The 25,304-nt window shown below is 37.1% G+C and carries 26 protein-coding genes; 13 read left to right on the forward strand and 13 right to left on the reverse strand.

The window, feature by feature from the left end; genetic code table 11:
* The first annotated feature begins 9 nt into the window (after positions 1-9).
* From KYG33_RS03410 to KYG33_RS03420, 3 genes are all read left to right on the forward strand, one after another.
* A complete protein-coding gene (locus KYG33_RS03410) occupies positions 10-387 on the forward strand; it encodes a hypothetical protein (RefSeq protein WP_077417479.1) in 378 nt (125 codons plus the stop codon).
* Positions 388-441: 54 nt separating this feature from the next.
* Entirely contained in the window at positions 442-2,580 is a 2,139-nt protein-coding gene (locus KYG33_RS03415; RefSeq protein ID WP_219072669.1) for a catalase, read from the forward strand.
* Positions 2,581-2,714: 134 nt separating this feature from the next.
* Positions 2,715-3,215, forward strand: coding sequence for a CinA family protein (locus KYG33_RS03420; protein ID WP_180563721.1), 501 nt, complete (start codon positions 2,715-2,717; stop codon positions 3,213-3,215).
* Between the two features lie 79 nt (positions 3,216-3,294).
* Here KYG33_RS03420 and KYG33_RS03425 read toward each other — a convergent pair whose 3' ends face one another.
* Positions 3,295-4,083 (reverse strand): AraC family transcriptional regulator, encoded by a 789-nt coding sequence (locus tag KYG33_RS03425; protein ID WP_219072670.1) that lies wholly within the window; start codon positions 4,081-4,083, stop codon positions 3,295-3,297.
* A gap of 128 nt (positions 4,084-4,211) precedes the next feature.
* Here KYG33_RS03425 and KYG33_RS03430 point away from each other — a divergent pair, with 128 nt between their 5' ends.
* Positions 4,212-5,348 carry an Atu1372/SO_1960 family protein gene (locus KYG33_RS03430; RefSeq protein ID WP_219072671.1) on the forward strand — a complete coding sequence of 379 codons (1,137 nt, stop codon included), beginning with the start codon at positions 4,212-4,214 and terminating at the stop codon, positions 5,346-5,348.
* A 62-nt stretch (positions 5,349-5,410) separates the two neighbouring features.
* Here the strand turns inward: KYG33_RS03430 and KYG33_RS03435 are convergent, their stop codons facing one another.
* Entirely contained in the window at positions 5,411-6,841 is a 1,431-nt protein-coding gene (locus tag KYG33_RS03435; RefSeq protein WP_219072672.1) for a PLP-dependent aminotransferase family protein, read from the reverse strand.
* A gap of 101 nt (positions 6,842-6,942) precedes the next feature.
* Here KYG33_RS03435 and KYG33_RS03440 point away from each other — a divergent pair, with 101 nt between their 5' ends.
* Genes KYG33_RS03440 through KYG33_RS03450 form a run of 3 tightly spaced genes read left to right on the forward strand, consistent with a single transcriptional unit; the run spans position 6,943 to position 8,558 of the window.
* Positions 6,943-7,398, forward strand: a complete 456-nt coding sequence (locus KYG33_RS03440) for a cupin domain-containing protein (protein ID WP_034698222.1) — start codon at positions 6,943-6,945, stop codon at positions 7,396-7,398.
* Between the two features lie 32 nt (positions 7,399-7,430).
* Positions 7,431-8,315, forward strand: coding sequence for a dihydrodipicolinate synthase family protein (locus tag KYG33_RS03445; RefSeq protein ID WP_219072673.1), 885 nt, complete (start codon positions 7,431-7,433; stop codon positions 8,313-8,315).
* A 9-nt stretch (positions 8,316-8,324) separates the two neighbouring features.
* A complete protein-coding gene (locus tag KYG33_RS03450) occupies positions 8,325-8,558 on the forward strand; it encodes a thioredoxin family protein (RefSeq protein ID WP_077417465.1) in 234 nt (77 codons plus the stop codon).
* Between the two features lie 226 nt (positions 8,559-8,784).
* Here KYG33_RS03450 and KYG33_RS03455 read toward each other — a convergent pair whose 3' ends face one another.
* Positions 8,785-9,291, reverse strand: a complete 507-nt coding sequence (locus KYG33_RS03455) for a pyridoxamine 5'-phosphate oxidase family protein (RefSeq protein ID WP_077417464.1) — start codon at positions 9,289-9,291, stop codon at positions 8,785-8,787.
* 239 nt (positions 9,292-9,530) lie between these two features.
* Between KYG33_RS03455 and KYG33_RS03460 the strand changes: the two genes are divergently transcribed.
* On the forward strand, positions 9,531-10,328 hold the full coding sequence (locus KYG33_RS03460; protein WP_219072674.1) for a helix-turn-helix domain-containing protein: 798 nt from the start codon (positions 9,531-9,533) through the stop codon (positions 10,326-10,328).
* 65 nt (positions 10,329-10,393) lie between these two features.
* A complete protein-coding gene (locus KYG33_RS03465) occupies positions 10,394-11,347 on the forward strand; it encodes a nitrilase family protein (protein WP_180563726.1) in 954 nt (317 codons plus the stop codon).
* Between the two features lie 49 nt (positions 11,348-11,396).
* Here KYG33_RS03465 and KYG33_RS03470 read toward each other — a convergent pair whose 3' ends face one another.
* The 4 genes from KYG33_RS03470 to KYG33_RS03485 form a co-directional block, all read right to left on the reverse strand.
* The gene (locus KYG33_RS03470) at positions 11,397-11,753 is read right to left on the reverse strand and encodes a rhodanese-like domain-containing protein (protein WP_077417458.1); all 357 of its coding nucleotides are present in this window, start codon (positions 11,751-11,753) and stop codon (positions 11,397-11,399) included.
* Positions 11,750-12,052, reverse strand: coding sequence for a DUF3817 domain-containing protein (locus KYG33_RS03475; protein WP_077417456.1), 303 nt, complete (start codon positions 12,050-12,052; stop codon positions 11,750-11,752). Before KYG33_RS03475 ends, KYG33_RS03470 begins: the two co-directional genes overlap by 4 nt.
* 2 nt (positions 12,053-12,054) lie before the next feature.
* On the reverse strand, positions 12,055-12,513 hold the full coding sequence (locus tag KYG33_RS03480; protein ID WP_077417454.1) for a hypothetical protein: 459 nt from the start codon (positions 12,511-12,513) through the stop codon (positions 12,055-12,057).
* A 70-nt stretch (positions 12,514-12,583) separates the two neighbouring features.
* On the reverse strand, positions 12,584-13,174 hold the full coding sequence (locus KYG33_RS03485; RefSeq protein WP_077417452.1) for a TetR/AcrR family transcriptional regulator: 591 nt from the start codon (positions 13,172-13,174) through the stop codon (positions 12,584-12,586).
* Between the two features lie 149 nt (positions 13,175-13,323).
* Between KYG33_RS03485 and KYG33_RS03490 the strand changes: the two genes are divergently transcribed.
* Positions 13,324-14,541, forward strand: a complete 1,218-nt coding sequence (locus KYG33_RS03490; protein ID WP_180563728.1) for an MFS transporter — start codon at positions 13,324-13,326, stop codon at positions 14,539-14,541.
* 138 nt (positions 14,542-14,679) lie between these two features.
* On the opposite strand, the gene pdeM is transcribed toward KYG33_RS03490, so the two are convergent.
* From pdeM to KYG33_RS03520, 6 genes are all read right to left on the reverse strand, one after another.
* Positions 14,680-15,324, reverse strand: coding sequence for a ligase-associated DNA damage response endonuclease PdeM (gene pdeM, locus KYG33_RS03495; protein ID WP_219072675.1), 645 nt, complete (start codon positions 15,322-15,324; stop codon positions 14,680-14,682).
* Between the two features lie 49 nt (positions 15,325-15,373).
* Positions 15,374-15,976 carry a 2,3-bisphosphoglycerate-dependent phosphoglycerate mutase gene (locus KYG33_RS03500; protein WP_077417446.1) on the reverse strand — a complete coding sequence of 201 codons (603 nt, stop codon included), beginning with the start codon at positions 15,974-15,976 and terminating at the stop codon, positions 15,374-15,376.
* A 121-nt stretch (positions 15,977-16,097) separates the two neighbouring features.
* Positions 16,098-18,503: a ligase-associated DNA damage response DEXH box helicase gene (locus tag KYG33_RS03505; protein ID WP_411267047.1), complete on the reverse strand. Its 2,406-nt coding sequence runs from the start codon at positions 18,501-18,503 to the stop codon at positions 16,098-16,100.
* Between the two features lie 233 nt (positions 18,504-18,736).
* The gene (locus tag KYG33_RS03510; protein WP_219072677.1) at positions 18,737-20,317 is read right to left on the reverse strand and encodes an ATP-dependent DNA ligase; all 1,581 of its coding nucleotides are present in this window, start codon (positions 20,315-20,317) and stop codon (positions 18,737-18,739) included.
* Positions 20,314-21,336 (reverse strand): ligase-associated DNA damage response exonuclease, encoded by a 1,023-nt coding sequence (locus KYG33_RS03515; protein WP_180563730.1) that lies wholly within the window; start codon positions 21,334-21,336, stop codon positions 20,314-20,316. Before KYG33_RS03515 ends, KYG33_RS03510 begins: the two co-directional genes overlap by 4 nt.
* Before the next feature lie 130 nt (positions 21,337-21,466).
* Positions 21,467-22,915: a S41 family peptidase gene (locus KYG33_RS03520; protein WP_219072678.1), complete on the reverse strand. Its 1,449-nt coding sequence runs from the start codon at positions 22,913-22,915 to the stop codon at positions 21,467-21,469.
* A 198-nt stretch (positions 22,916-23,113) separates the two neighbouring features.
* Here KYG33_RS03520 and KYG33_RS03525 point away from each other — a divergent pair, with 198 nt between their 5' ends.
* The 3 genes from KYG33_RS03525 to KYG33_RS03535 are packed head-to-tail and all read left to right on the forward strand — an operon-like array spanning position 23,114 to position 25,133.
* A complete protein-coding gene (locus tag KYG33_RS03525) occupies positions 23,114-23,905 on the forward strand; it encodes an SDR family oxidoreductase (protein ID WP_180563732.1) in 792 nt (263 codons plus the stop codon).
* Positions 23,906-23,909: 4 nt separating this feature from the next.
* On the forward strand, positions 23,910-24,311 hold the full coding sequence (locus KYG33_RS03530; RefSeq protein ID WP_077418092.1) for a GlcG/HbpS family heme-binding protein: 402 nt from the start codon (positions 23,910-23,912) through the stop codon (positions 24,309-24,311).
* 18 nt (positions 24,312-24,329) lie between these two features.
* Positions 24,330-25,133: a helix-turn-helix domain-containing protein gene (locus tag KYG33_RS03535; RefSeq protein ID WP_077417434.1), complete on the forward strand. Its 804-nt coding sequence runs from the start codon at positions 24,330-24,332 to the stop codon at positions 25,131-25,133.
* Positions 25,134-25,304 lie beyond the last annotated feature (171 nt).

Consider the following 25,304-nt stretch of genomic DNA (forward strand, 5'->3'; position numbering starts at 1 on the left):
TTTTTGAATATGATATTTGAAAACGACACTTTACAACATTCAGGGTTGAATGATAAAAATAATGCGCTAGAGAATGAGTCTTTATTTCCGCTTATTATCAATTCTTACGGAGTGACAGCTTTTCTGATCAAATCATTGGAAAAGATTAAAAACAATGCTCAGTGTGAGGTTCTGAAAAGAGTAATAGATGCTTATATGGAAGAATATATCCTTCATATCCGTGAGTTTCATACCAAAAACAGCATGGAAAGCACTGATATGGATGATGAAATAAGATTTGAATCCCCGGATTTCACTTTGTATGCTAAAACAGCCTACTATAAAGTACTGAAGGAGGAAGAATATATCAACAGGCTTCTTGAAATTCTGGAAAAAAAGGCAGATTAATTCTGCAGAATATTTCCTTATCTCACTGCTTTGAACACCAACCACAAAAAGATTATGAATATGGAAACCAACAAATACAACAAAAAAGCAGAACAGCTGGATGTACATAGTACTTCCAATGAAAATGAAAAACTGACCACCAATCAGGGTTTAAAGGTTAATAATAATCAGGATTCTTTAAAAGCCGGAGAACGCGGCCCTTCATTACTGGAAGATTTTATTCTGAGAGAAAAGATTACCCACTTTGATCACGAAAGGATTCCCGAAAGAGTAGTGCATGCAAGAGGTTCCGGTGCCCATGGCGTTTTTAAACTTAACAAAAGCCTTGCAGCCTATACCAAAGCAAAATTTTTAACAGAACTGGGAAAAGAAACACCTATTTTTGTAAGATTTTCAACTGTAGCAGGAAGTAAAGGGAGTACAGATCTCGCAAGAGATGCAAGAGGTTTTGCGGTGAAATTCTATACTGATGAAGGAAATTATGATTTGGTGGCCAATAATATACCTGTGTTTTTTATTCAGGATGCTATGAAATTTCCGGACCTTGTACACGCTGTAAAACCGGAACCAGATAATGAAATTCCGCAGGCCGCTTCGGCACATGATACATTTTGGGATTTTATTTCACTCATGCCTGAAAGTATGCACATGATTATGTGGGTGATGAGCGACAGAGCTATTCCGAGAAGTCTGAGAATGATGGAAGGCTTCGGGGTACATTCTTTCAAATTCATTAATGAGGAAGGAAAAGTACATTTTGTGAAATTTCATTTTAAACCAAAATTGGGAGTACACTCTGTAGCCTGGAACGAAGCTCAGATTATTTCAGGAGTAGATTCTGATTTTCACAAAAGAGACCTTTGGGAAGCCATTGAAAACGGTGATTATCCTGAATGGGATTTTGGTGTACAGCTGATTCCTGAAGAAGACGAGCACAAATTTGATTTTGATCTTCTTGATCCTACCAAACTGGTTCCTGAAGAAGAAGTGCCCGTAGAAATGGTAGGAACATTAACCCTGAACAAAAATCCGGATAATTTCTTTGCAGAAACGGAACAGGTAGCTTTTCATCCCGGACATATCATTCCCGGAATAGATTTCACGAATGACCCGCTGCTGCAGGGAAGATTATTTTCATATACTGATACTCAGCTGTCAAGACTGGGATCACCCAATTTCCATGAAATCCCGATTAACAGGTCTATCAATACCGTTTATAATAATCAAAGGGACGGACACATGAGACAGCAGATTGTCAAAGGAAAAACGAGCTATGAACCCAATTCCATAGGAGGTGGATGTCCTTTTCAGGCGATGATGTCTGAAGGAGGTTTTGCTTCCCAGCAGGAAAGAGTTTCTGGGGTAAAGATCAGGGAAAGAAGCAAAAGCTTTGTAGATCATTATTCACAGGCTAAACTATTCTACAACAGCCAGTCGACACCGGAAAAAACTCACCTTCAGAATGCATTGATCTTTGAATTGTCTAAAGTGAATCGTCCTGAAATTAGAGAAAGAATGGTAGGGCAGCTGGCTTTTATTGATATGTCTTTGGCCTGGAGGGTTGCAGAAAAATTAGGGGTAGAAGTCAAAAAATTAGAATGGCCCAACCAAAGTTTGCCGGCAGACAGTAATATTGTAGAGCTTCAGAGCGAAGAAAGGGACCCTAATACAAAAACTTCTGATGCTTTAAGCATGAGACATACCGTTAAGAATACGATTAAAAGCAGAAAAATAGGATTTATTCTGGCCAATGGTGCTGATGGAGGAGCTGTCAGCGATCTTAAGGCAAAACTTGAAGCAGAAGGTGCCAAAGTTGAATTGATTGCGCCAAGTCTTGCTCATATAAAAACCAATGACGGCACAGACCTGACCCCGAAACATTCTCTGACCAATACAGCCAGTGTCTGTTTTGATGCACTTTATATCTGTTCAGGTGCGGATTCGGTAAAAGAACTGATGATTTCAGAAAATAAACATCATGTGCTGCATTTTATCAATGAAGCTTACAGACATTGTAAGGCAATTTATTTCGGTACAGATACACAGGCTCTTTATCATCATTCTAATGTATCAGCCAAACAACATGATGATCCTGGAATCATTACATGGGAAGATGGAAATCCTGCAGATAAATTTATTAATGCTATTGCCCAACACAGAGTATGGGATCTTGAAATGGAGAGAAATTCATAAGTATTAAAATACCTTTCACACCATATTAAATATTTGGGTTTTGAAAGCTGCTGTTTTATTCATTCAGCAGCTTTTTGAACCTCTCTTTTTCATTTCCTCAAGCTAATTTTAAACCTCATTCAAAATATAATATTATGGAATTTCAACAAAATCTTCTTGAATATATAAGCCAGTCATTCATGACCATTGACGAGACCATTTCCGTTGCAGAAAGTGTTACTTCAGGATGTTTACAGCTGGCTTTCTCACAGATGCCTAATGCTTCTATGTTCTATAAAGGAGGCATGACAACCTATTCTTTACCGGAAAAAGTAAGACTATTAAAAGTCAACAGACAGGAAGCTGAAGAATGTGACTGTGTTTCAGAAAATGTTGCAGAGACCATGGCATTAAACGTTGCAAGGCTCTACGAATCGGATTGGTCTATTGCCACAACCGGCTACTGTACACCGAACCGGAGTTCCGGCTATAAAATTTTTGCATATTTCTCATTTTCCTATAAAGGGGAGATCATTCTGACTAAAAAGCTTGAACTTCACCCAAAAACACAAGCCCTGAATGCCCAGCTGTATTATACGGAATTTATTCTGGGATGTTTTAAAAGTGAGCTCAACAGGCTTTTAATCTTAAAATAAAATACTATCAGGTCTGAAGAATACACTTTTTGCAGCGATGACCAACCTTTAAAGTGACAATACCTCATACTGAAACTCATTAGTTTTTATTGATTTTTGGCTTTACCTGCATGATGACAAAATAGGATGATGTGAAGGCGGAGAGACTTTGATAGCCTACTTTATAAGCAACTTCACTTAAAGTATATTGTCTGGTATCGATCAGCTCTATGCTTTTTAAAATCCTTGTCAGCTGCAGGTATTTTTGCAGGGTAATTCCGGTTTCATTTTTAAAAATCCGCTGAAGACTCCTTACAGACATTTGTGCTTTTTCAGCTAATGAATCAATATCCAGGTTATATTTAAAATGAACATTGATATCATTACATACAGGAATCAATCTGGTATCCGTAGGAACAGGGATCTCTAGTCCGCTGCTTTCTTTGCAGAAGTTGGGAAGGCTTTTTAAAATAGCTTTGAAAAATAGGTCCTGTTCTTCATTTTCATCCAATGACTGGTTCCATTTTGAAGCATACAAAAGCATTTCTTTTAGAACAGGAGGAACGGCAAATACCTGTACATTCTGATAAAATTCATCTTCAAAAACAGACTTGAACAGAAAAACCATCAGATTCACCGTTTGTGCTTCAGAAGTTATTTTGTGGGCTTTTTCAGACGGAATCCAGATGACATGATGCTGCGGAACAAGATAAATCTTCCTGTCGATATGGAAATATTGGTAACCTTCTTCCACAAATGTAAGCTGGGCACGGTTATGCTGATGTTCATAGTCATCATGTTTCCAGTTTTTTTCACACCATACATAAGCTTCTTTTTCGATGGAATCTACAAATTGGCTTTCTGTTTTTTCAATCAGTCCACATTTCATATTGTCGTTTTGTATGTATATTTTGGCAAATTTAATAAAAACGACAATAGTAATTTTGTATAATCAAGATAACAGACAGTAAAAAAGAATTATCGCAACAAAAAATATTAACTTATATCTTATTCTGAATGAAAAAATTATGTCTTTTTTTTATTTTAATTTTATTATCTAATATCACCAACATCATGGCACAAAATAAAGCTAAAATACTTGTTCTTATCCATTCTGATAATGGCGGAACCTATGAACTGGCCAAAGAGATTGCCAAAGGCATTGAAAGCGAAAATAATGCAGTTCCTTATATCAAATTAGTCAAAGCTTCCCAACATCCCAATCTGAAAAATCTGCCTGTAGCAACGGCAGATGAACTGACAAACTACGATGGAATTGCTTTTGGTTCACCGGTTTATTTCGGGAATATCAGTACAGGAATGAGTGAATTTTTATCTAAAACCGTTCAGCTTTGGACCAATCACGCTTTGGAAGGAGTTCCGGCTACTGTTTTTATGTCAGCGGGGAGCGGAGCAGGAAAGGAGCTTGCACTTCAGGCATTCTGGAACAGTCTTGCTGTCCACGGAATGGTATTGGTGTCTAACGGAATTCGTGGAACAGAAGAGCTAAACAAAGCTATTCCACAGGGAAATACAGTTTTAGGAGTGACAAGTATGGCTTCTTTAAAAGATGTGGAGAGACCTACCAAAGGAGAACGGAATATTGCTGAGCTTCAAGGGAAAAACTTTGCAAAAATAGCATTGGCTCTGAAAGATACCCGCCCGAAAAAAAGCGCGCCTATCGCTGAAACTCATCAGGACTTTAATGAAATACTGAGACAAAAAAATATTATACTTCCACAGGTTCCTAAACCCGCAGGAAACTATCAGCCGTTTGTCCGTTCCGGAAATCTGGTATTTATTAATCAGGTTGCTTTGAAAGATGGAAAAATTCTCAATCCGGGAAAATTGGGCGTTGAAGTAAATGAACAACAGGTAAAAGACGCTACAAAGGTGACTATGCTGAACGTTATTTCCGTATTGAAAGAAGCTGTGGGAGGAGATTTGAGCAGAGTAAAGCAATGTGTGCAGCTTACAGGAATTTTTAATACAAAAGACGATTATACAAAACATGCAGATTTGATGAATATTGCTTCTGATCTGGCCGTTGAAGTTTTCGGAGATAAAGGAAAACATGCCAGAGCGACTTTTGGAGCATCTTCAATTCCGGTGAATTCTTCGGTTGAAATTCAGGCGGTCTTTGAAGTAGAATAGATTTCAAATAAAATCTGTGGTTATACTCTAATCACAGATTTTGTCATTATGCTCTGTAAAGATTAAAAAAACTTAGCAAAAACCTCTGAAATAACTGGAATACTTTGCTCCAGCTGCTCTTCAGAAAGCGCCCCGTAGCTTAACCTGAATCCGTTCACATGATTCTGGCTGTATTGTTTCGGGTGAATGATCTTAATATTCTTTTCCAATAACTGAGCGGTTACAGCATCCCAATCCAGTTTAACTTTTGGAGTGATCCAGAAAGCAAGACCGCCTTCAGGCAATGTAAAGTCTGCAATGCCTTTCATATGTTTGATCAGCAGTTCAAATACAAAATCTCTTTTATTTTTATAATGGATGGTTGCTTTTTTGATGTGTTTTTTTACAGCCCCTTCTTTGATCAGCTGCAGAACAGCTTGCTCCATGATTACATCTCCATGTACATCGATAATCTTTCTCAAATCACCAATTCTTTGCAATAGTTCCTGATTTTTTGTTGCCAGATAACCGATCCTTAAAGCGGGCGCAACAACCTTGCTTAAAGTTCCGATGTATACATAATGCTGAAGTTCCGGAAAACTTGAAATCGGCAGGATAGGGCGGTAACCGAAATGAAATTCATTGTCATAATCATCTTCAATGATTGTGATATTATATTGGTTTGATAATTCAATAAGTCTCAATCTTCTTGACAAACTTAGGGTAACTGTTGTAGGATATTGTCTGTGGGGAGTAATATATATCGCTTTTATGTTCTGATGTTCTGTCAAAAGCTTTTCAATAGCTTCAATATTGATTCCTTCTTTATCCACAGGTACAGGCAAAAGCTGTGCTCCTGCATATTTAAAAGTCTGCCATGCGGGCTGATAACCCGGATCTTCCACAATAACGTTATCACCGGAGTTTAAAAGAGTCTGAGCGGTCAGAAACATACCCATCTGGCTTCCTCTTGTAATGGAAATTTCATTTTCATGAATGTGCATTCCACGCTGATGATTCAGCATCTGAGAGATCATTTTACGGAATTCCGTGTCACCATGCTCGTTTCCATATCCCATCATCTGCCACTTGGCTTTAATGCTGAAAATTTGTCTGTAAGCCCTTGCCAGCTCCGTTACCGGCGCAATTTTACTGTCCGGATGGCCATCATCAAAGTTGATTAACATTCCTCCGGAAATAATCTGTTGATCTAAAGAACCATGTGTGTTAGCTGCATTTTTCTCATGCAAAGCAGGAAGGCTTTCAGAAACAAAAATTCCTTTCCGCTCTTTGGAAACTACCCATTCTTCATTAATCAGAACCTGATAAGCTTCTACCACAGTATTTCTGTTGACTTTTAGAGTCTGAGCAAGATTTCGGCTTCCGGGAAGTGCATCTCCGGCTTTTAATCTTCCTGAACGGATATCGCTAATGATTGTATCTGCAATCTGTAGATAAACGGCTTTAGCAAGCTTTTTATCAATTTCCAATTCTAATTTCCAAGGTCGAAGCATCTGGACTATCTATTTATGTAAAAACTGAATCATTTGAATGGTCCAAATATAAAATAATTTTGTCATGCAATAAAGCACAAAACCATAATAATTTAAAAATCATGGATAAGAAACAATTCAGTTCTAAAGATTTTCACGAAACTTTTGCAAGACCAAAGTATGTAAAACCAAGTCATTTGATTCATAAAAATGTAGAAAATGCAGGAGAGCACAATCAGTTTTCAACAGAAAGGAAACACCCGGTTTTCTTTGTAGATCTTCCAAGTAAGAATGTAAGTATGACGATTGGCGGACTCACTCCCGGACAGCAAACCAACAGACACCGTCATACTTATGAAACCGTATTATTTGTGATCGAAGGGAAAGGCTGGACAGAAGTAGAAGATGAAAGGGTGCATTGGGAAGCTGGAGATGCCGTATATATTCCTTCATGGGCATGGCACAAGCATCAGAATCTTAGTGACACAGAACCAGCCAAATATATTGCCTGCGAAAATGCTCCTCAGCTGCAGAATCTGGGTGTTGCGTTGAGAGAAGAGGAAGGCAGAGACCTTTAATATCAGGATTTTAAATTTTAAATCAGCAAAACATGAAAAATGTTCCATTTAAAGGGATTATTGCCTATCCCATAACACCTTTTGATGAAAATGAAAAAGTAAATATTCCTCTTTTCAAACATCTGGTAGAAAGACTGGTTACTTCCGGAAGTCACGGAATTGCTCCATTGGGGAGTACAGGGGTAATGCCTTACTTATCTGATGAAGAAAAAGAAGAAGTAACGGAAGCTACTTTACAGCAGGTAAAAGGAAGAATTCCGACGCTGGTGGGAGTTTCCAATCTTACAACGGAAAAAACAATTCACCATGCTCAGTTTGCAGAAAAAGCAGGCACTGATGCGGTGATGATTATCCCAATGAGTTACTGGAAACTTACAGATGATGAGATTGTAACTCATTATGACGCGGTAGCCCGTAAAATTTCTATTCCGATTATGGCCTATAACAATCCTGCAACGAGTGGAGTAGACATGTCACCAGCCTTATTGAAAAGACTCCTTGAAATTCCTAATGTAACAATGATTAAGGAAAGTACAGGAGATATTCAAAGGATGCACTTTTTAAGAAGAGAATTGGGAGAGGAAGTGGCATTCTATAACGGTTCTAATCCTTTAGCACTGGCCGCCTTTTGTGCCGGAGCAAGAGGTTGGTGTACCGCTGCACCGAATCTTATCCCAGAGCTTACTATCAGTCTTTACAACGCCATTGAGGAAGGGAATCTTGAAAAAGCAAAAACTATTTTCTACCAGCAGTTTGACCTTTTAAAATTTATTGTCAATAAAGGATTGCCAAGAGCTGTAAAATCAGGGCTTACGATTCTGGGTGAAAACGGCGGAAATTTGAGAAGTCCTTTAAAACCTCTTCAGGAAAAAGAGACTGAAGAATTAAAAAATATTATTAAAACCCTTGTTAATTAATACAATCTTATGAAAAAATCCATTTTTTATCATGCAGGATGTCCTGTATGTATCAGTGCAGAACATGATATTATCAACCTTATAGGTTTGGAAAATATTGAAATTATCCATTTAGGAAATGACAGAAACAAAATTGAAGAGGCTGAGAAGGCAGGCGTAAAATCTGTACCAGCTTTAGTAACACCTAATGGTAACGTTCTTCATATTAATTTTGGAGCATCTATGGAAGATGTGAAAAAATAGAATATTAATCTTGTTGTATAAACGAGACTGTTTCAAAACTGTCATTCTGAACGAAATGAAATGTAGTGAAGAATCTCGTGTATTTAGTTATCAATGAGATTCTTCCTTTGTCAGAATGACAAAAGCCAATTATTTGACTTTCTGAAACAGCCTCGTTTTTTGTTTTCTTCCTAATTACATTTATGTGTAAAATCTTTGAGAGAATTTATTGCCCATTCAGAACTTTCTAAATGGTTGCATTTCCCTCTACACCGTCAGAATTGCTCGTTTTATGCCCTGTGATTGCAGAAGCAACAAAGCTGAAGAGACTGACCAGTTTTCCTGCTTTAGTGTCCCAATAGTAAGTTTCCTTAGGTTCTACACGGATAATGGTAACATTGGGATCGTCTTTTCCATCGAACCAGGCTTTCGCTAAAGGAGACCATTTTTCTTCTATGGTCGCCTTATCCTTGTAAACAGAAGCTTCTCCGTACACCGAAAGATATTGGGAATCACTGTTATTCATAAAAAACAACTGTACTCTTCGGTCTTCTTTGATTTCAAAATTCTTGTTACTGGTTCCACTGCTGATAAACCAGAGATTTCCATTGTCATCCGTTTCCTGAAGAGTCATAGGTCTTGAATTTACAGGAACGGTTTCCAATTCTGTACAGAACATACATATTTTTGCACTTTCTGAAAGTTCCTTGATTTTTTTGATCGCCTCAAGATGGCTGAGATTCTTTGTTGACATAATATAATATTTTAAGTGATTGATGTAGACTAAATCATTCAAATACCTGACCAAAAGACAATAAAATGTGGTACATGGAATGGATTTCTTTTCAAAAACTTATGAGTATTTGTTGGAAATCGCAAAGACGCAAGGATAATTTTTTTATGATATAAGGCGCCAGGATTTTATCTTTGGAGAGAATTTGAATATTAAAACAGTTTCTTTTTCTGCCCATAAGTTTTATGTACATTTGATGAATGCAGATTTCGCCTCCTAAACATTTGACTCCTTTTATCAGGCATTATATCTTTTTGGAAAATTCTGAAAAGGATATAAGGAATTTAAGGCTGTTTACGGATGGCAGTTCCGGGCTTATTCTCTCCGGAGATATGAATCTGTATTCCGGTGTTTCAGAAGATCGGATGCCGCTTTCTTTTTTTTATGGAACTTTAAATGGGTATAAAGATTTCTCTTCAAAAGGAAAATTTTCGCTGATTGCCATTGTATTTCAGCCCTATTTTTTAAATATCCTTTTAAAAACTTCTGCCAAAGAGATTAGAGATCAGATTGTCTCTGCTGAAGATGTCTTAAAGGATAAACTGGAAATATTTCAGGAAAAACTTTTTAAGAAAACAAATCCCTTGACCGTTATCAATGATCTTAATGTTTTTTTTACTGAATTTTTATCCGAAACAATAAACACGGATCATCATATTATAGCGGCCACACAGCAATATATTCTTCAAAATAAAGGCGTTGTATCATCCAAAGAATTAGAAAAATTCACAGGATATTCTGAACGTCATCTGGAAAGGAAATTTGAATTTCATATGGGAATATCCCCTAAAAAATATGGAAATATTATCCGTCTTCATTACTTTTTAAGCCTTGTTAATAAAAGTGTTGATGATAAAAATATGACGATGCTTTCCTATGAAGCAGGTTATTCCGATCAGTCCCATCTTATCAGGGAATTTAAAAACAATATCGGGCTTACTCCCAAACAGTATTTGAAAACAGAAAATAAAATGGCTGTCAATTTCATTGAACTATAAATAAGCTTGTCGGTTTTATACAATTTTTTAGAGGCTGAGCTATCTAGCTTTGCTTAAAAAAATCAATGAATATTAAAATTTCAACCGCACAATTTGAAAATAGAAGTGGTGATAAGGCTTATAATCTGTCTGTCATAGAAAAACTGGCCAGCCAGGCCGCTTCCCAGGGATCTCATGTCATTGCTTTTCATGAATGTTCCATTACAGGGTATACTTTTGCACGGAAACTTTCCAGAGAGCAGCTCCTTGATATTGCAGAACGTATTCCGGAAGGGGAGAGTATTCAAAGACTGCAGGATATTGCCGCTCAGAATGACATCACCATATTAGCCGGACTGTTTGAAAAAGATGAGCATGATCATCTTTTTAAAGCGTATGTATGTGTTGATAAAACAGGGCTGAAGGCTAAGTACAGAAAATTACATCCTTTTATCAATCCCCATCTTACACCCGGCAATGAGTATTGTATATTTGATATCATGGGCTGGAAGTGTGGTATTCTCATCTGCTATGATAACAATATCATTGAAAATGTAAGAGCGACGAGGCTTCTTGGTGCCGAAATTATTTTTATGCCCCATGTTACCATGTGTACTCCTTCCACGAGGCCGGGAGCTGGTTTTGTTGATCCTCAGCTTTGGGAGAACAGGGAAGCAGATCCTACCTCTTTGCGTTTAGAATTTGATGGTATGAAGGGGAGAGATTGGCTGATGAAATGGCTTCCGGCAAGAGCCTATGATAACGGCGCTTATATTGTTTTTTCAAATCCTGTCGGTATGGATGATGACCAGCTGAAAAACGGATGTTCTATGATTATAGATCCTTTTGGAGATTGTATTGCAGAATGCCGGTCATGGGAAAACAGTTTTGAATCTGCAGTTATTACTACTGAAAAACTTACTCAGGCAGGAGGATACAGGTATATTAAGGCCCGAAGACCTGAATTATATAGAGATATCATAGGGCAGAAGCACTCATCTGAGCAAAAAGTTATATGGCTGGATGATAAAACGGTTTAAAAATATAAACCCTCCCGCGACAAAGTTCAAGGAGGGTTTATTTATTCATTTATGGATTGATTGTTTTTTGGAGATCACTCCAGGCACCGCCGTTATAAATATGTTTGAAGCCTCTTTCTTTCAGGATATTTTCTGCTTTTACACTTCGAAGTCCATGGGAACATACTGTAATGTATGTTTTTTCAGGATTCAATTCTATATACCGCTCTCTGATTGTTCCTAATGAAATATTAACAGAACCTTCTATGTGTCCCGTTTCGTATTCTTTTTCAGTTCTCACATCAAGAATGACTGCTCCTTTTTTGATCAGTTCAGGCAATCCGTTATCTAAGGTCTGAAACTGATAAATCCTATACACAATATACAGTATAAAAGCTATTCCACAGAATATAAGCACACTTTTCATAGTTTGCTCAGGATTTTTTTGTCAATATAGAATGTTCCAAAAGGAATAAAACAGGCAAGAATTACTTTCCATGTTATTTCTTTAAATTTCCAGCTTTGTTCTACGCCGACACTCAGCGTATTGAACAGAAAAAGTAGGAATAATGTTCCATGAACGGGGCCTATTAATCGTACAAATAATGGGTTCCCCATCCAGTATTTCATAGGAACGGCAATGCATACTAAACTTAGCAGTGAAATGCCTTCCAGAATCGCCAGAATTCTTAGCCGGCCGATTTTTGTTTTGAATAAATCCATCATAATTATCTGAAATAAGGTCTGTTTGCTAAAGGAGAAAAAGGCCACGGAACAGCAATGAAAATAATGATCAGTGCTATAGAAAACCAGATGCCCATGGTTTTAAATTTGTCTTTGTCTGAAGGTTTTCTTTTGGCTAAAGCGGAACCGATAGTGATCATCACAACAGCTGTAATCATCAATGAAATATGAATCAACCCGAAAAACAGGTGTTCAAAAGATTCTTTGGCTTCATTAAAATTTTTCCAAAAATATTGGACCACAGGACTTTTGAAATAGAATATCATTCCGATAATTAATTGTACATGAGCTATCGTAGCTGTCCAGTGTCTCACAGCGTTATCAGTTCCGGTAAATTTCCTGTCGGAGGAATATCCTTTATAAGAGCGGAAGATTGCATACATCAGGCTTATTAAAACCAGCCAGCGGGTCTGAGAATGTAAAAAAGTTAAGGTTTGATACATTGTTTATTTTTTTGAACAGAGCAAAGGTATAATAAAAACATACTAATTAGTATGTTTTTAGTCAAAAAAATTATTGAAGGGTTTTAAAATACGATTTAAGTCCTTTTAAATAAACAAGATATACCTCTTTAGAATTTTCAACTTTTCCAAGGTTTCGGACACCCCAATAGCCGGAAATGACAAAAATGCTTACTTCTCTTGCACTTATATCTTTCTTAATGATTCCTGCTTCCTTACCTTTTTCTATACTTTCTGCGAAAGCATTTTCCCATTCTTTTGAAAGTTCGTGCAAAGCTTGAGTAAAGGCGTTGTGCCATGGCGCCATTTGCTGTACAAAATTAGAAGTAGGACAGCCATATTCAACTTTTAAAAAGTCAGTTTCCATCAGAAGGTTGTAGATGATCTCATAAATATTATCCAATGGATTTTTATTATTCTGAAGAGATTCAATGAAGTTGCGTCTGAAATTGGGTTTCATCAATTCATTGATAATAGCCAGTCCCATTTCATCTTTGGTTTTAAAATGATAATAAAAGGCCCCCTTCGTCACCTGAGTCGTTGCAATAATCTCATCAATGCTTGTAGTCTGGAAACCTTTCACATAGATCAATTCGAACGCTTTCTGGAGAATAGTAAGACGGGTGGCTTCTGATTTCTTCATTAAAATAGCTGATTATTCTACAAAGGAACAAATTTTAAATTTAAAATAAAACTATCATTATTCTGATATATTGATACAATTTAAATAATTTTTATAATACAATTATTCGTCGGAAATTTGCCTTGTCAATATCAACAAAATACAAGACAATGAATTATCAAAAAGAAATACAGATTAATACTGCAACACAGGCTGCTAAAAAAGGTCTCCCTGCAGCTTTATGGGCATTAACGATAAGTGCCTTTGGAATAGGAACTACGGAATTTGTAATTGTAGGCCTGCTTCCAACAGTAGCTTCTGATTTAGGGATCACGATTCCTTCAGCAGGACTGTTGGTAAGTCTTTATGCGATAGGAGTGGCTATTGGGGCTCCGGTATTAACAGCATTAACGGGGAAAATTCCACGCAAGACACTTTTGGTTTCCATCATGCTGTTGTTTGTTATCGGAAACGGTCTGGCATCTATTGCCCCCGGCTTTATTACTTTAGTGCTGGCAAGAATCCTCACGGGATTTGCTCATGGGGTTTATTTTTCCATTGGTTCTACCATTGCAGCCTCATTAGTTCCTGAGGAGAAACGAGCAACTGCCATTTCCATTATGTTTGCCGGGCTTACACTCGCCATTGTAACAGGAGTTCCGCTAGGAACTTTCATAGGACAGCATTTTGGTTGGAGAGCAACTTTCATTGGGGTTTCAATCCTTGGGATTATTGGATTAATTGCCAGTTTATTATTGGTTCCCAACAACCTGAAAAATGGAAAAACAGCTTCTTTAAAAAGTCAGTTTAAGGTATTGGGAAACAGACGTCTGATTTTTGCCTTTTTAATGACAGCTATGGGATACGGAGGAACATTTGTAGTTTTTACTTATCTGTCACCTATTTTACAGAAAATTACAGGGTTTCAGGAGTCAACCGTCACTTTTATCCTTTTGATTTATGGAATTGCCATTGCCCTGGGAAATCTTGTTGGAGGAAAAATTGCAAATAAAAATCCTCTAAAAGCCCTTCTATGGATGTTTGCTGCCCAGGGATTGATATTGCTTGCATTTTATTTTACTGTAAGCAGTCCGGTATTAAGTATTATTACACTTTTCTTTTTAGGAGCATTATCATTTGCTTCCGTTCCCGGGCTTCAGCTATTAGTGGTACAGATTGCAGAGAAAGAACTTCCGGGAACTGAGGATGTAGCTTCAGGGATTAATATTGCTGCCTTTAATATGGGTATTGCAATCGGATCTTATGTGGGAGGAATGATTGTGACCTCCTCATTAGGATTGGCGAGTACACCTTGGATTGGAGCTTTATTTTTGGTGGTCACCGTATTGATTACTCTATACAGTATCCGTTTAAGCAAGAAAAATTAAAATTTTACTAATCATTTTATTTTAGTGAGCAATCCTTGTCAAGGTTTAAAACCTTGACAAGGATTGATAAATGAAGAAGGTGGTGTTATAAAGGCAGATAAAAACCTGCCTTTATTCTGTTTATATTAAAAAGCTTTATCAAATTTCATAAATCTCAGCATCTGTAAACACAAAAAATGTACTTTTCTTAGGTAAATTTTTAGTATCCAATCCTGTAAATTCACTGAAAGCCGGAAGTAATAACTGATTGCTGCTGAGCGCAAAGCAGGGAAGCCTGATATTTTTTACAGCAGAATTCAGCACAATTCCGGGATGAATATGTCCGGTAACCTGAAATCCGGATCTGGCTGTATCAAAATCGTGAATAAAGGTAATACCATCTACTTCCAGCCATTCAGATTTGTGATGGAAACATAATTTTTTCTCCAATGCTTTCGGGATTCGGTCATGATTTCCTTCAATAAGATAAAATTGTAGATTGGGATATTGGTTTTTCCATGTACAGAATTCATCCACATCAGAATTGTCCCCTGCATGAAGCAGATCTCCAACTACAATAAATTTTTCAGGCTGAAAGAATTCAATCAGTGCTGATAATCTTTTCAGATCGCTTTTCATAATATGGTTGGCCAGTGCAATACCATTTTTTCGGAAATGCGCTGTTTTTCCGATGTGAAGATCAGAAAGGATAAGGGCTTTTTCCCTTTCCCGGAATACCGCACGCTGATTGGTCAGAATGAAAGTTTCATTTTGGACAGAAATGCTTTTGGTTGCTATAAACACGCTTTATAATTGAAAATTTAATGTTTAAAATTACGTTATATTAATTGAATCAGCTGACCTTCCGGCTTACACGAAACTTTTCATCAAAAACATAAGTCAGTGGAAAGCCTGTAGCTATTTCTCTTTCTAAAATTTCTTCAGGAGACAGATGTTCAAGGTACATGATCAGTGCGCGGAGACTATTTCCATGAGCGACAATCAATACATTTTCACCCTTTTTTAATAATGGTCTTATCTGGCTTTCAAAATAGGGAATTACTCTGTTGTACGTATCTTTAAGACTTTCTCCGCCCGGCGGAACTACATCAAATGATCTGCGCCAGGTATGAACCTGTTCATCACCATATTTCAGAGCGGTTTCTGCTTTATTTAATCCTTCCAGATTTCCGTAAGAACGCTCATTGAGCGCTTTATCTTTAACGATTGGTATATTGGGGTTTCCTATTTCATTCAGGATGATGGATAAGGTATGCTGTGCTCTGATCAATGCAGAAGTGAAAGCAATATCTATTTTTTCTCCTTTTAAAGCAAGACCTGCTTTTTTTGCTTCTTCAATACCGGCTTCAGTTATATCGATATCTTTCCACCCTGTAAATCTGTTTTCCAGATTCCAGAGTGACTGTCCGTGGCGGACTAAGAACAATTTTTCCATTTTAAATTTTATTTAAACTTCTGAGAAGCTATACTCTAAGTTACGATGATTATTTAAACTTATCAAGAAAATTAACTTAGAATATTAGGCTAAGAATAAGATTAAATTTCACTGAATTTATTTACGAAATATCACTTATATTGGAGAGTTTCAGCATTCTTTTAATTCTTGCATCAAGTCCTTCACTGGAAAGTGTTTGTCTCAGACTGTCTACTTTGATCGGGAAACTGAGTGGAGTAAAGGAACGGGAATGTTTTAGAATAATTTCAGACTTTTCAATCCTTTTAAAAGCTTCTACAAGCCGCTGTTCCTGAAGTTGCATGTTAAAGACTTCCGTATAGGCCTGTTTTATTAAAAAATGATTGGAATCATGTTCTTCCAGTACTTTAAAAATAAGCCCGGCTGAACTCTGCAATGATTTGTTGGAGCGCTGCTGCCCGGCATAGTTTTGAATTACCATTCCTGAAATTACGGCAATATCTCTGAATTTTCTTCTCGCCATTTCAGCAGAATTGATACTTGCAATCACATCGTTCATCAGATTATCTCTGGTTAAAATCTGCTGCAGATTATCTTCATTAAGCGGTATTTCTTTATCACTGAACAGCTCGAATCCATAATCATTCATTGCCATCGAAAAGGAAATAGGGGCCAGTTTTGAGATACGATAGGCAATCAGTGCGGCCATTACTTCATGCACCAGACGGCCTTCAAAAGGATACATAAACAAATGATATCCTTCACGGTTTTTAATCATTTCCACCAGGAATTCGCCTTCTTTGGGGATATGAGAGTTCTTTTCCTGATTGATGAGCAATGGATGTAAAAATTTCAGTTCTTTTTCGGAAGCTTTCGGGTTTAAGGCATGGGAGAGCTTTTCTCTTAAAAAATGTCCCAGATTGGTACTTAAAGGCAATCTTCCGCCAAGATAACTCGGAACCAGTGCTCTTCCTTTGGCTGCTCTTACATAAACGGTCATATCTTTGATCATTGCAACCTCCAGCGTGCGCCCGGCCAGAATAAATTTTTCCTCTTTTTTCAATTTTGAAATAAAATATTCTTCAATCATTCCGATATACCCTCCGGAAATAAATTTCACCTTCAGCATAGCATCACTTACAATCACACCCATATTCATCCGGTGAAGCATAGCGATCTTTCTTGAAGTGACTTTATAAAGACCATCTTCCATAATGACAACCTTATGAAACTCTTCATAGCTTTTCAACACACTGCCGCCAATGGTAAGAAATTCAAGAATACTTTTCCATTCTTCATCGAGTATTTCCTGGAAGGCATAAACTTTTTTGATTCTTTCATAGAGTTCATCAGGATAAAAACCATCGCCAACGGCAAGTGTCATCAGAAACTGAACCAAAACATCAAAACATAAGACCTGTGGTTCTCTGGGCTCAACGACTTTCTGTTTTACAGCTTCTTTTAAAGCAGAAACTTCAATCAGTTCCAAAGAATGGGTGGGAACACAATAGATTCTGGAGGTTTCAAAAGGGGAGTGCCCACTGCGTCCTGCTCTTTGAAGGAACCGCGCAACACCTTTGGCGGATCCTACCTGAATAACAGTATCCACAGGTTTAAAATCAATACCAAGATCCAGCGATGATGTGGAGACCACTGCTTTTAATTTGCCGGAACTTAGATTTTCTTCAATCCAGATTCTCAAATGGGCATCAATGGAACTGTGATGAATCGCGATCTGTCCTGCAAAATCAGGGTGAGCATCCAGCAAAAGCTGATACCACATTTCACTCTGGCTTCTTGTATTCGTAAATACAATGGTGGATTTTGATTCAAGAATAATCGGAACAACTTTATCTGCGAGTTTGTTTCCGAGGTGCCCTGCCCAGGGTAATATTTCGATTTCATCCGGAAAAACCGGGAGAATATCTATCTTTTTGTGCTCTTTGGCTGTGATTTTTGTCTTTTTGCTCTCATAAGGAATAAGAACTTCCATGGCTTCATCCAGATTTCCGATGGTCGCTGTAATCCCCCAGATTTTAATCTTGGGAACATATTTCCTAATCTGGGAAATGGCGAGTTCCACCATAACCCCACGTTTTGAACCCAGTAATTCATGCCACTCATCCACAGCGACACATTTCATATCTCTGAAAAAAGGTTCATTATTTTTCTGAGCGAGAAGCAAATGGAGGCTTTCCGGAGTTACAACCAGAATTTCGGGCATTTTCTTTATCTGCTGCTGTCGTACTTTCGGATCGGTATCTCCGTTTCTTACGCCTACAGTCCAATCGAGTCCTATTTCATCAATAGCCTCCTGCATGGCTTTCGCAATATCTTTGGATAAAGATCGGAGTGGAGTAATCCAGATCATTTTCAAGCCTTTTTTATAGCTTTCAGGATGATTCAGGAAGTCTGAAACTAAGGCTAAAAAGACCGAAAAAGTTTTTCCGAAACCGGTAGGAGCTACGACCATTCCGCTGTAGCCGTTTCCAAATTTCTTCCAGGTTTCCAACTGGAATTTAAAAGGGGCAATACCTTTATCGGTCATCCATTGTTGGATGATCTTAAATCCGTCGGTATGTTCAAAAGCTGCCAATTTATATTTTGATTTAAATGTTAACGCAATAGACGCTAAGAGTTTATATTCGTTTTTAATGTTTTTCGATCGCAAAGGCGTTTTACTTAGCGAAGACTATACTTTATTATGGCTGAACGCAGTGCCTTTGCGATCAAAAAATACTCACAAACAACATGAAAACTTAGCGTCTTTGCGTTAAAATATTATTGTATTAATTTTTTAATTTCTTCAAGAGAGTCAATTTCATCCACAGTTTTATCCTTCCGCCATCGTACAATTCTCGGAAATCTTAAAGCAACACCGCTTTTGTGGCGGTTGCTGAAACCTATTCCTTCAAAGGCAATTTCAAAGACCAGTTCTGCTTTTACAGTTCTGACAGGGCCAAATTTCTCAATGGCATTTTTGGTCACAAATCTGCTTACTTCCATAATTTCTTTATCAGTAAGTCCGGAATAAGCTTTGGCTATAGTAACCAGAGTATCTCCGTTTTTTACAGCAAAAGTATAATCTGTATAGTAGGCACTTCGTCTGCCGCTTCCTTTCTGGGCATAAATAAGCACTGCATCAATAGTAAACGGATTGATTTTCCATTTCCACCAGTCGCCTTTTTTCCGGCCGGAATGGTAGGGTGAGTTTTTTTGTTTTAACATCAATCCTTCACTGTTTACTTCTCTTGAATTTTCACGAAGAGAATCCAGTTCTTCCCATTTTTCAAAGTCAAGACTTTTGGAGATGCTGATGTTCTGAGGCACTTCATTTAATAATAATTCTTCGAGCAAAGCTCTTCTTGCAGAGATGGGTTTTTCTCTCAGATCGTTATTTTCAAGCTCTAATAAATCGTAAGCAAAGACTTCTATAGGAATTTCCGACAGCATTTTTTTAGTTAAAGTTTTTCTGTTTAATCTTTTTTGTAATTCATTAAAATTTAATACTTTATCATCTTTTACCGCAAGTATTTCTCCATCAATTACAAAGTTGCCTTTCATGGCTTTTACTACTTCTGTGATCTCCGGAAATTGTTCTGTGATGAGCTCTTCTCCTCTGGACCAGATGAAGACTTCATCATTTCTACGGATAATCTGTCCGCGTATTCCGTCCCATTTGTATTCCACCAGCCATTCATCAGGATTTCCAAGTTCTTCAGTTTCCTTTTCCAAAGGGTAAGCAAGGCAGAAGGGATAAGGTTTTGAGTTGTCAGGGTTTACATTTTCAGCATCAATAAGCTCTTTAAAAGAGACTTCATCTGGCAGCCATTTTCCCATTAAGCTATGCATCAGTGCACTTGATTCCTGGCCGGAAAATTTTGTCAGAGCATTGATCAAGGTTTTATCTGATACCCCGATTCTGAAACTTCCACCAATTAATTTATTGAAAATCAGACGTTCAGTATAGTCCAAGCCATTCCATGAATTCAACACAAATTCTTTTTTTTCTGTATCTGTTTTCCCTTTTAAACCGACAATATCATTCATCCATTCTGATAAGGTACGCTCTATATTTTCCTGCGGGGGTGGAAGAATCAATGATAAGGTTTCCCCAAGATCACCCACGGAAGAATAAGATTCCTGAAACAGCCAGTAAGGAAGTTTTGTAATTTCCAGAGCCCATTCTTTCATGTAATTGGTATTCACATTTCTCTTGGGTCTTTTCCCTGTAAACAAGGCGATAAACCATACTTTATCTTCATCAGGAGCACGTTCCAGATAATCAATGATGGCATCAATTTTAGCATTGGTCTTATTGGTCGTTTCCAAAGCGTTGATAAGGTCTGCAAAATGTCTCATGATTCGGGATTTTCTATGATTTCTTTTTCAGATTCTTCTTCGTCTTCTCCAAATAAAGTTTCCACAACATCTGCCCGGACTCCGATTTCATTCAGGTATTTTGAAAAAACTTCAGTCTGTCCGTGGGTAACATGTACGAGTTCGGCTTCCGTAGCCTTTACAGTTTGTAATAATCCCTTCCAGTCTGCATGGTCACTCATGGCAAAGCCTGCATCTGCACTCCGCCATCTTCTGGCACCGCGAACCTGCATCCAGCCGGAACATATTGCCGTAGCAGGATCAGGAATTTTTTTGATGATATTACTGTCAAGTAAAGCAGGAGGAACAATTACAATTTCATGTTCCATCTCTTTTGGACGTTCCCTGAAATCTGCTATGGTATAGTCCGGAAGGTCGATTCCTACTGTTTCAAAAGCTTCATTCAGTTTTCCGATAGAATAGTGGACGTATATTTTTCCAAGGTCTTCTACCGCCTTCATAATGCGCTGGGCCTTCCCTAAAGAATAGCCAATAAAGACGGATGTTTTATTATTTTCTTTATTCTTCAGTACCCAATTTTGTAGTTTTTTATTTAAATCCGGAACTTCCAGCCAATTGTAAATGGGCAGCCCAAAAGTGCTTTCTGTAACAAATTCATTACATTTCACCAGCTCGAAAGGAGTGCTCAATCCATCATTCTGAACTTTGTAATCCCCCGAAATAACAGTCACATATCCTTTATATTCAAGTCTGATTTGTGCAGAACCTATAATGTGCCCAGCAGGATGTAAAGAAAGCTTTACGCCATTAATAGTCACAATTTCTCCATATTCCAGACTCTGGCATTCAATATCAGTTCCGATTCTTTGATGCAGAATAGGTTTCGTAAAATGATGGCAAAGGTATTTTTTCATTCCCCAACGGGCATGATCAGCGTGGCCATGGGTAATAACCGCCATATCTACGGGTCTCCACGGATCTATATAAAATTTTCCATGAGGACAGTAGATTCCTTTTTTTGTAAATGTGATTAATTTCAATGGTGTGACTGGTTTTATAGAACAAGCTTCAAAAACTTAACCAATTTACAATAAACAGTTAATTTTTTGATGATTGAATGTCTGAAAACAGATAAAAAAAGCTGTTTCAATCTGAAACAGCTTTCCTATATTATTTTTCGTTAAGTATATTGCTTACATGATCAATCCATTGATAATCAGGGATTGTTTTGTCTATGTAATAATCCGGTTGAATCCCTTTTCCGTCAATGGCCATATCCGGAATACGGAAGCTTTTAGAGAGTGAATATCCGAGTTTAAATTCATTACAGGGAGAGGGAAGAAAATACATATTGGAGATATCCAAAACCCCGGCAGTTGTAGTTCCAAAAAGTTTTACTTTTTTACTTTGTTTAGCTGCCAGTAAAAACTCTTCTGCGGTACTGCCATTCCTTTCATTGATGATAATTCCTACATTTTTTGGATACGGTGAAATTTTATCCATTTTATTGATTCCTACTATATTTCCATCATCCTGCAGGCTTACAAACTTGCCTAAATTCTGACTTAACTTGTCGTAGGCTTTCTTTAGATATTCTCTTTCTTCAGCCGGGATTCCATATTTCTGATAATTCTCATAAAATTCCAGCATTCTCTGGTTATTCAGCTTTGTAGAATAAAATTGTGTTCTTACGCTTCTGATAGGATTAGTGTAGAGATACGGAATGATTTTAGCAAAACTGTTGTCGCTTCCGCCGCCATTATTTCTGATATCAATGATCAGATTTTCTGTGCTTTCAATTTTAGATTGGTTAGCTGTGATCACGCTGTCTATATCTTTTTTCAAAGCTCCATTAAAGGAAGGAATTCTTAAAAGCAGGGTAGTTTTATTAATTTCTTTTAAAAAAGGCTTTTCTGCGCTGGCCGCTTCAAGATAAGTCTCAATATTTTCTTCTCTTTCAAATTTTGGAGAAACTCTTTTTAAGGTAAAATCATTGATTTCAAGATAATTCTTTCCAATAAATCGGACATTGGTTATTTCCTGTCCGGATTTGTCTCTTAAATAGTAAGTTCCTTTTGTTTTATCAGTAGTAAGGATCAGTTTCAATTCATAAGGTTTCCAGTTTTCTGCTCCGGATTGGATAATAAAACCTTTATAAACATCTCCGATTTTTTTAATTCCTATAGTGTAAGGCTGAACTTCCCAGATACCTTCAATATCAGAATCCTTTTTAGATAAAATTTCTTTTTTAAATTTTTCAATATCTATTTTTACCGTTTCAGTTTTATTATTTTCGTGTGTTACTGGCTGAGGCTGCTGATTATCTTTTTCGATCATTTTAATAGAAAAATGACCGGCTCTGAAAAATTTAAGCCATTCATAAATAGTCTGAGTGCATTCAGTATCTGATTTTGTACTTTTAATCTTATTCAGAAAATCATTATTATGAGCCTGATAGGCAGGAAGTCCTTTTTTATCGATTACATATTGGTATCCGGCATCATTTTCCTCAAATGTTTTTTTTACCCACTGAAAATTGCTTTCACAAGTACAGTTTTGAGCAAAGCTAAAAGAAGAAGTGGATAAAAAAATCAAAAAGAGTGTCTTAATTTTAAGCATACATGGTTTTTTAGTTTAATAGTTACAAATCTAACGATAAATATATTTTTTTATGATTTTTAAAGAGTATTTATTTAGCAAAACATTTTCCTTTTAGCTGTATTATCTGAACTTTTCAGCAATATAAATTTGAACGCTACAACAATATTGAGCTTCCTGAAATCTTAGAAATTTGTACCAACATAAAAAAAGAATACAATGAGTAAAACAATTTTAATTACAGGTGCAGCAAGCGGATTCGGAAAGATTGCTGCATTTGATTTAGCAAAAAAAGGACACAAGGTAATTGCTACTGCACAGGTTTACCCGCAGATGAGCGACCTTATAAGAGAGGCAAAAGAACAGGGAGTAGAAATTACAGTAGACAAACTGGATGTTACCAATCCTCGTGATATTGCTTATATTCATGGGAAATATGATATAGATATTTTAATCAGCAATGCAGGAATAATGGAGGGCGGGCCTATTGCCGAGCAGCCAATCGATTTAATCCGTTCAATGTTTGATGTAAACGTCTTTGGTGGGTTGGAACTGGCGCAGGGATTCATCAAAAAATGGATAGATCAAAAGAAACCGGGGAAAATCGTATTTACAACTTCTATGGGTGAACTATGGACTGTTCCTTATGTAGCTGCTTATTGTGCATCAAAGCATGCTATGGGATCCATAGCTGAAGGTTTAAGAACAGAATTGGCTCAGTTTAATATTAAAATTGCTACCTGTAATCCGGGTGTTTTTGGAACAGGATTTAATGACCGTGGGGTAGATACTATTTCCCGTTGGTACAACCCTGAAACTAATTTTACACCACCTTCAGTTTTCGATGGTACTGCAGAATCATTAGCTCATCAGCTGGATCCACAGTCTATGGCAGAGGTGATTGTGAATGTAGCATTAGATGATGAAAGTCATTTCAGAAATGTACATCCAAAAGATACTGAAGATTTCGTAAAACAGCTTCAGGCAGATGCATGGACTGCAAAAAGCTAATATCATGGAACTGAATTATAAAACCGCTGAAAAAGCGCTGCATGGAGCAAAGGAAAAAGCGTTATCTATGAATATTCCTGTAAGCATTGTCGTGGTGGATGCCGGAGGACACCTGGTAGCATTGGCAAGACTGGACAGTGTTTATGGAGTGATTGATTTTGCAGTTAAAAAAGCAAAGACAGCAGTGATGTTCGGAGTAAACAGTGATGTGATGGGAGAAATCATTTCGGAAGCCGGGATTCACAGCTACGGTATGCTGAATTCAAATGATGGGCTTCTGACTATTGCAGGCGGTGTTGTCCTTAAAAACACAGAAGGAAAGATCATTGGTGCGATAGGCTCATCAGGCGGAACTCCCGAACAGGATAAAGAAATTGCAGAGGCGGGCGCTTTGGCTATTGCTTAAATTTCAGATATTTGTATCATGGAAAACACTTCTGAGATCATATTCGATAAACTGGTTTATTCATGTGCTTTTGAGTCCTACAGAGGTCACGAAGAATTCATTCCGGACCATTTTCTGGGATTTCAGATCTCCGGAGAAACACATGCTTTTCATGAGCAAGGTAAGACTGTGATTAAAGAAAATACAGTAGTTCTGGTCAGAAAAAATCAACTGATCAGGACTATTAAATATCCTTCAGCGCATGAAAAGTATCAGTTTATCTCCATCACGCTTGATGATGAAACGCTGAGACAGTATGCGGCTGAAAACAAAATAACTGTACATAATAATTCTCCAGGGAATCAGCGGTTGTTTTTTGAGCCTAACGATTTTTTTTCCAGCTATTTTACATCTCTTATTCCTTACATTAATAGAACACTGGAGATTCCTCCAAAATTATCAGCTTTAAAGGTGAAAGAAGCCATAGAACTCCTTTTGCTGAGTAATCCTGATCTTAAAAACCTGCTTTTTGATTTTTCAGAACCTCATAAAATTGATCTTGCGGAGTTTATGAACAAAAATTTTATGTTCAATGTATCGGTAGATGCTTTTGCCAAGCTTACAGGTCGCAGTTTATCAGGATTTAAAAGGGATTTTAATAAAACATTTCAGATGACACCCAAACAATGGCTGAAGGAAAAAAGATTAAAGGAAGCCTATTATTTAATTAAAAACAAGGATAAAAAGCCTTCAGATATTTATCTTGATCTGGGTTTTGAGAATTTATCCCATTTTTATTCTTCTTTTAAAAAGAAATTTGGCGTAACGACTACAGAAGTTTAGTATAAATCATTAAAAAAACACAATTTTTAATATTAGAGTTAATTAATTGTTGGAAAACGCAAAGACACAAAGAGAATTTGGCAGTGTAAATATTCTTAAGATGCAAAGATTTTATCTCCGATAAAATTTCAACCTACATAATCTCTCTGAGTTACACTTTTCTGCGTTTTT

Origin of the sequence: Chryseobacterium sp. D764, assembly GCF_019317325.1 — a bacterium.
Lineage (GTDB): Bacteria > Bacteroidota > Bacteroidia > Flavobacteriales > Weeksellaceae > Chryseobacterium.

Excerpts from the sequence above, each read along its gene's own strand:
- KYG33_RS03410 (WP_077417479.1), top strand. The coding sequence starts at position 10 with ATGATATTTGAAAACGACACTTTACAACATTCAGGGTTGAATGATAAA.
- KYG33_RS03415 (WP_219072669.1), top strand. The coding sequence starts at position 442 with ATGAATATGGAAACCAACAAATACAACAAAAAAGCAGAACAGCTGGAT.
- KYG33_RS03420 (WP_180563721.1), top strand. The coding sequence starts at position 2,715 with ATGGAATTTCAACAAAATCTTCTTGAATATATAAGCCAGTCATTCATG.
- KYG33_RS03425 (WP_219072670.1), bottom strand. The coding sequence starts at position 4,083 with ATGAAATGTGGACTGATTGAAAAAACAGAAAGCCAATTTGTAGATTCC.
- KYG33_RS03430 (WP_219072671.1), top strand. The coding sequence starts at position 4,212 with ATGAAAAAATTATGTCTTTTTTTTATTTTAATTTTATTATCTAATATC.
- KYG33_RS03435 (WP_219072672.1), bottom strand. The coding sequence starts at position 6,841 with ATGCTTCGACCTTGGAAATTAGAATTGGAAATTGATAAAAAGCTTGCT.
- KYG33_RS03440 (WP_034698222.1), top strand. The coding sequence starts at position 6,943 with ATGGATAAGAAACAATTCAGTTCTAAAGATTTTCACGAAACTTTTGCA.
- KYG33_RS03445 (WP_219072673.1), top strand. The coding sequence starts at position 7,431 with ATGAAAAATGTTCCATTTAAAGGGATTATTGCCTATCCCATAACACCT.
- KYG33_RS03450 (WP_077417465.1), top strand. The coding sequence starts at position 8,325 with ATGAAAAAATCCATTTTTTATCATGCAGGATGTCCTGTATGTATCAGT.
- KYG33_RS03455 (WP_077417464.1), bottom strand. The coding sequence starts at position 9,291 with ATGTCAACAAAGAATCTCAGCCATCTTGAGGCGATCAAAAAAATCAAG.
- KYG33_RS03460 (WP_219072674.1), top strand. The coding sequence starts at position 9,531 with ATGCAGATTTCGCCTCCTAAACATTTGACTCCTTTTATCAGGCATTAT.
- KYG33_RS03465 (WP_180563726.1), top strand. The coding sequence starts at position 10,394 with ATGAATATTAAAATTTCAACCGCACAATTTGAAAATAGAAGTGGTGAT.
- KYG33_RS03470 (WP_077417458.1), bottom strand. The coding sequence starts at position 11,753 with ATGAAAAGTGTGCTTATATTCTGTGGAATAGCTTTTATACTGTATATT.
- KYG33_RS03475 (WP_077417456.1), bottom strand. The coding sequence starts at position 12,052 with ATGATGGATTTATTCAAAACAAAAATCGGCCGGCTAAGAATTCTGGCG.
- KYG33_RS03480 (WP_077417454.1), bottom strand. The coding sequence starts at position 12,513 with ATGTATCAAACCTTAACTTTTTTACATTCTCAGACCCGCTGGCTGGTT.
- KYG33_RS03485 (WP_077417452.1), bottom strand. The coding sequence starts at position 13,174 with ATGAAGAAATCAGAAGCCACCCGTCTTACTATTCTCCAGAAAGCGTTC.
- KYG33_RS03490 (WP_180563728.1), top strand. The coding sequence starts at position 13,324 with ATGAATTATCAAAAAGAAATACAGATTAATACTGCAACACAGGCTGCT.
- KYG33_RS03500 (WP_077417446.1), bottom strand. The coding sequence starts at position 15,976 with ATGGAAAAATTGTTCTTAGTCCGCCACGGACAGTCACTCTGGAATCTG.
- KYG33_RS03505 (WP_411267047.1), bottom strand. The coding sequence starts at position 18,503 with ATGACCGATAAAGGTATTGCCCCTTTTAAATTCCAGTTGGAAACCTGG.
- KYG33_RS03510 (WP_219072677.1), bottom strand. The coding sequence starts at position 20,317 with ATGAGACATTTTGCAGACCTTATCAACGCTTTGGAAACGACCAATAAG.
- KYG33_RS03520 (WP_219072678.1), bottom strand. The coding sequence starts at position 22,915 with ATGCTTAAAATTAAGACACTCTTTTTGATTTTTTTATCCACTTCTTCT.
- KYG33_RS03525 (WP_180563732.1), top strand. The coding sequence starts at position 23,114 with ATGAGTAAAACAATTTTAATTACAGGTGCAGCAAGCGGATTCGGAAAG.
- KYG33_RS03530 (WP_077418092.1), top strand. The coding sequence starts at position 23,910 with ATGGAACTGAATTATAAAACCGCTGAAAAAGCGCTGCATGGAGCAAAG.
- KYG33_RS03535 (WP_077417434.1), top strand. The coding sequence starts at position 24,330 with ATGGAAAACACTTCTGAGATCATATTCGATAAACTGGTTTATTCATGT.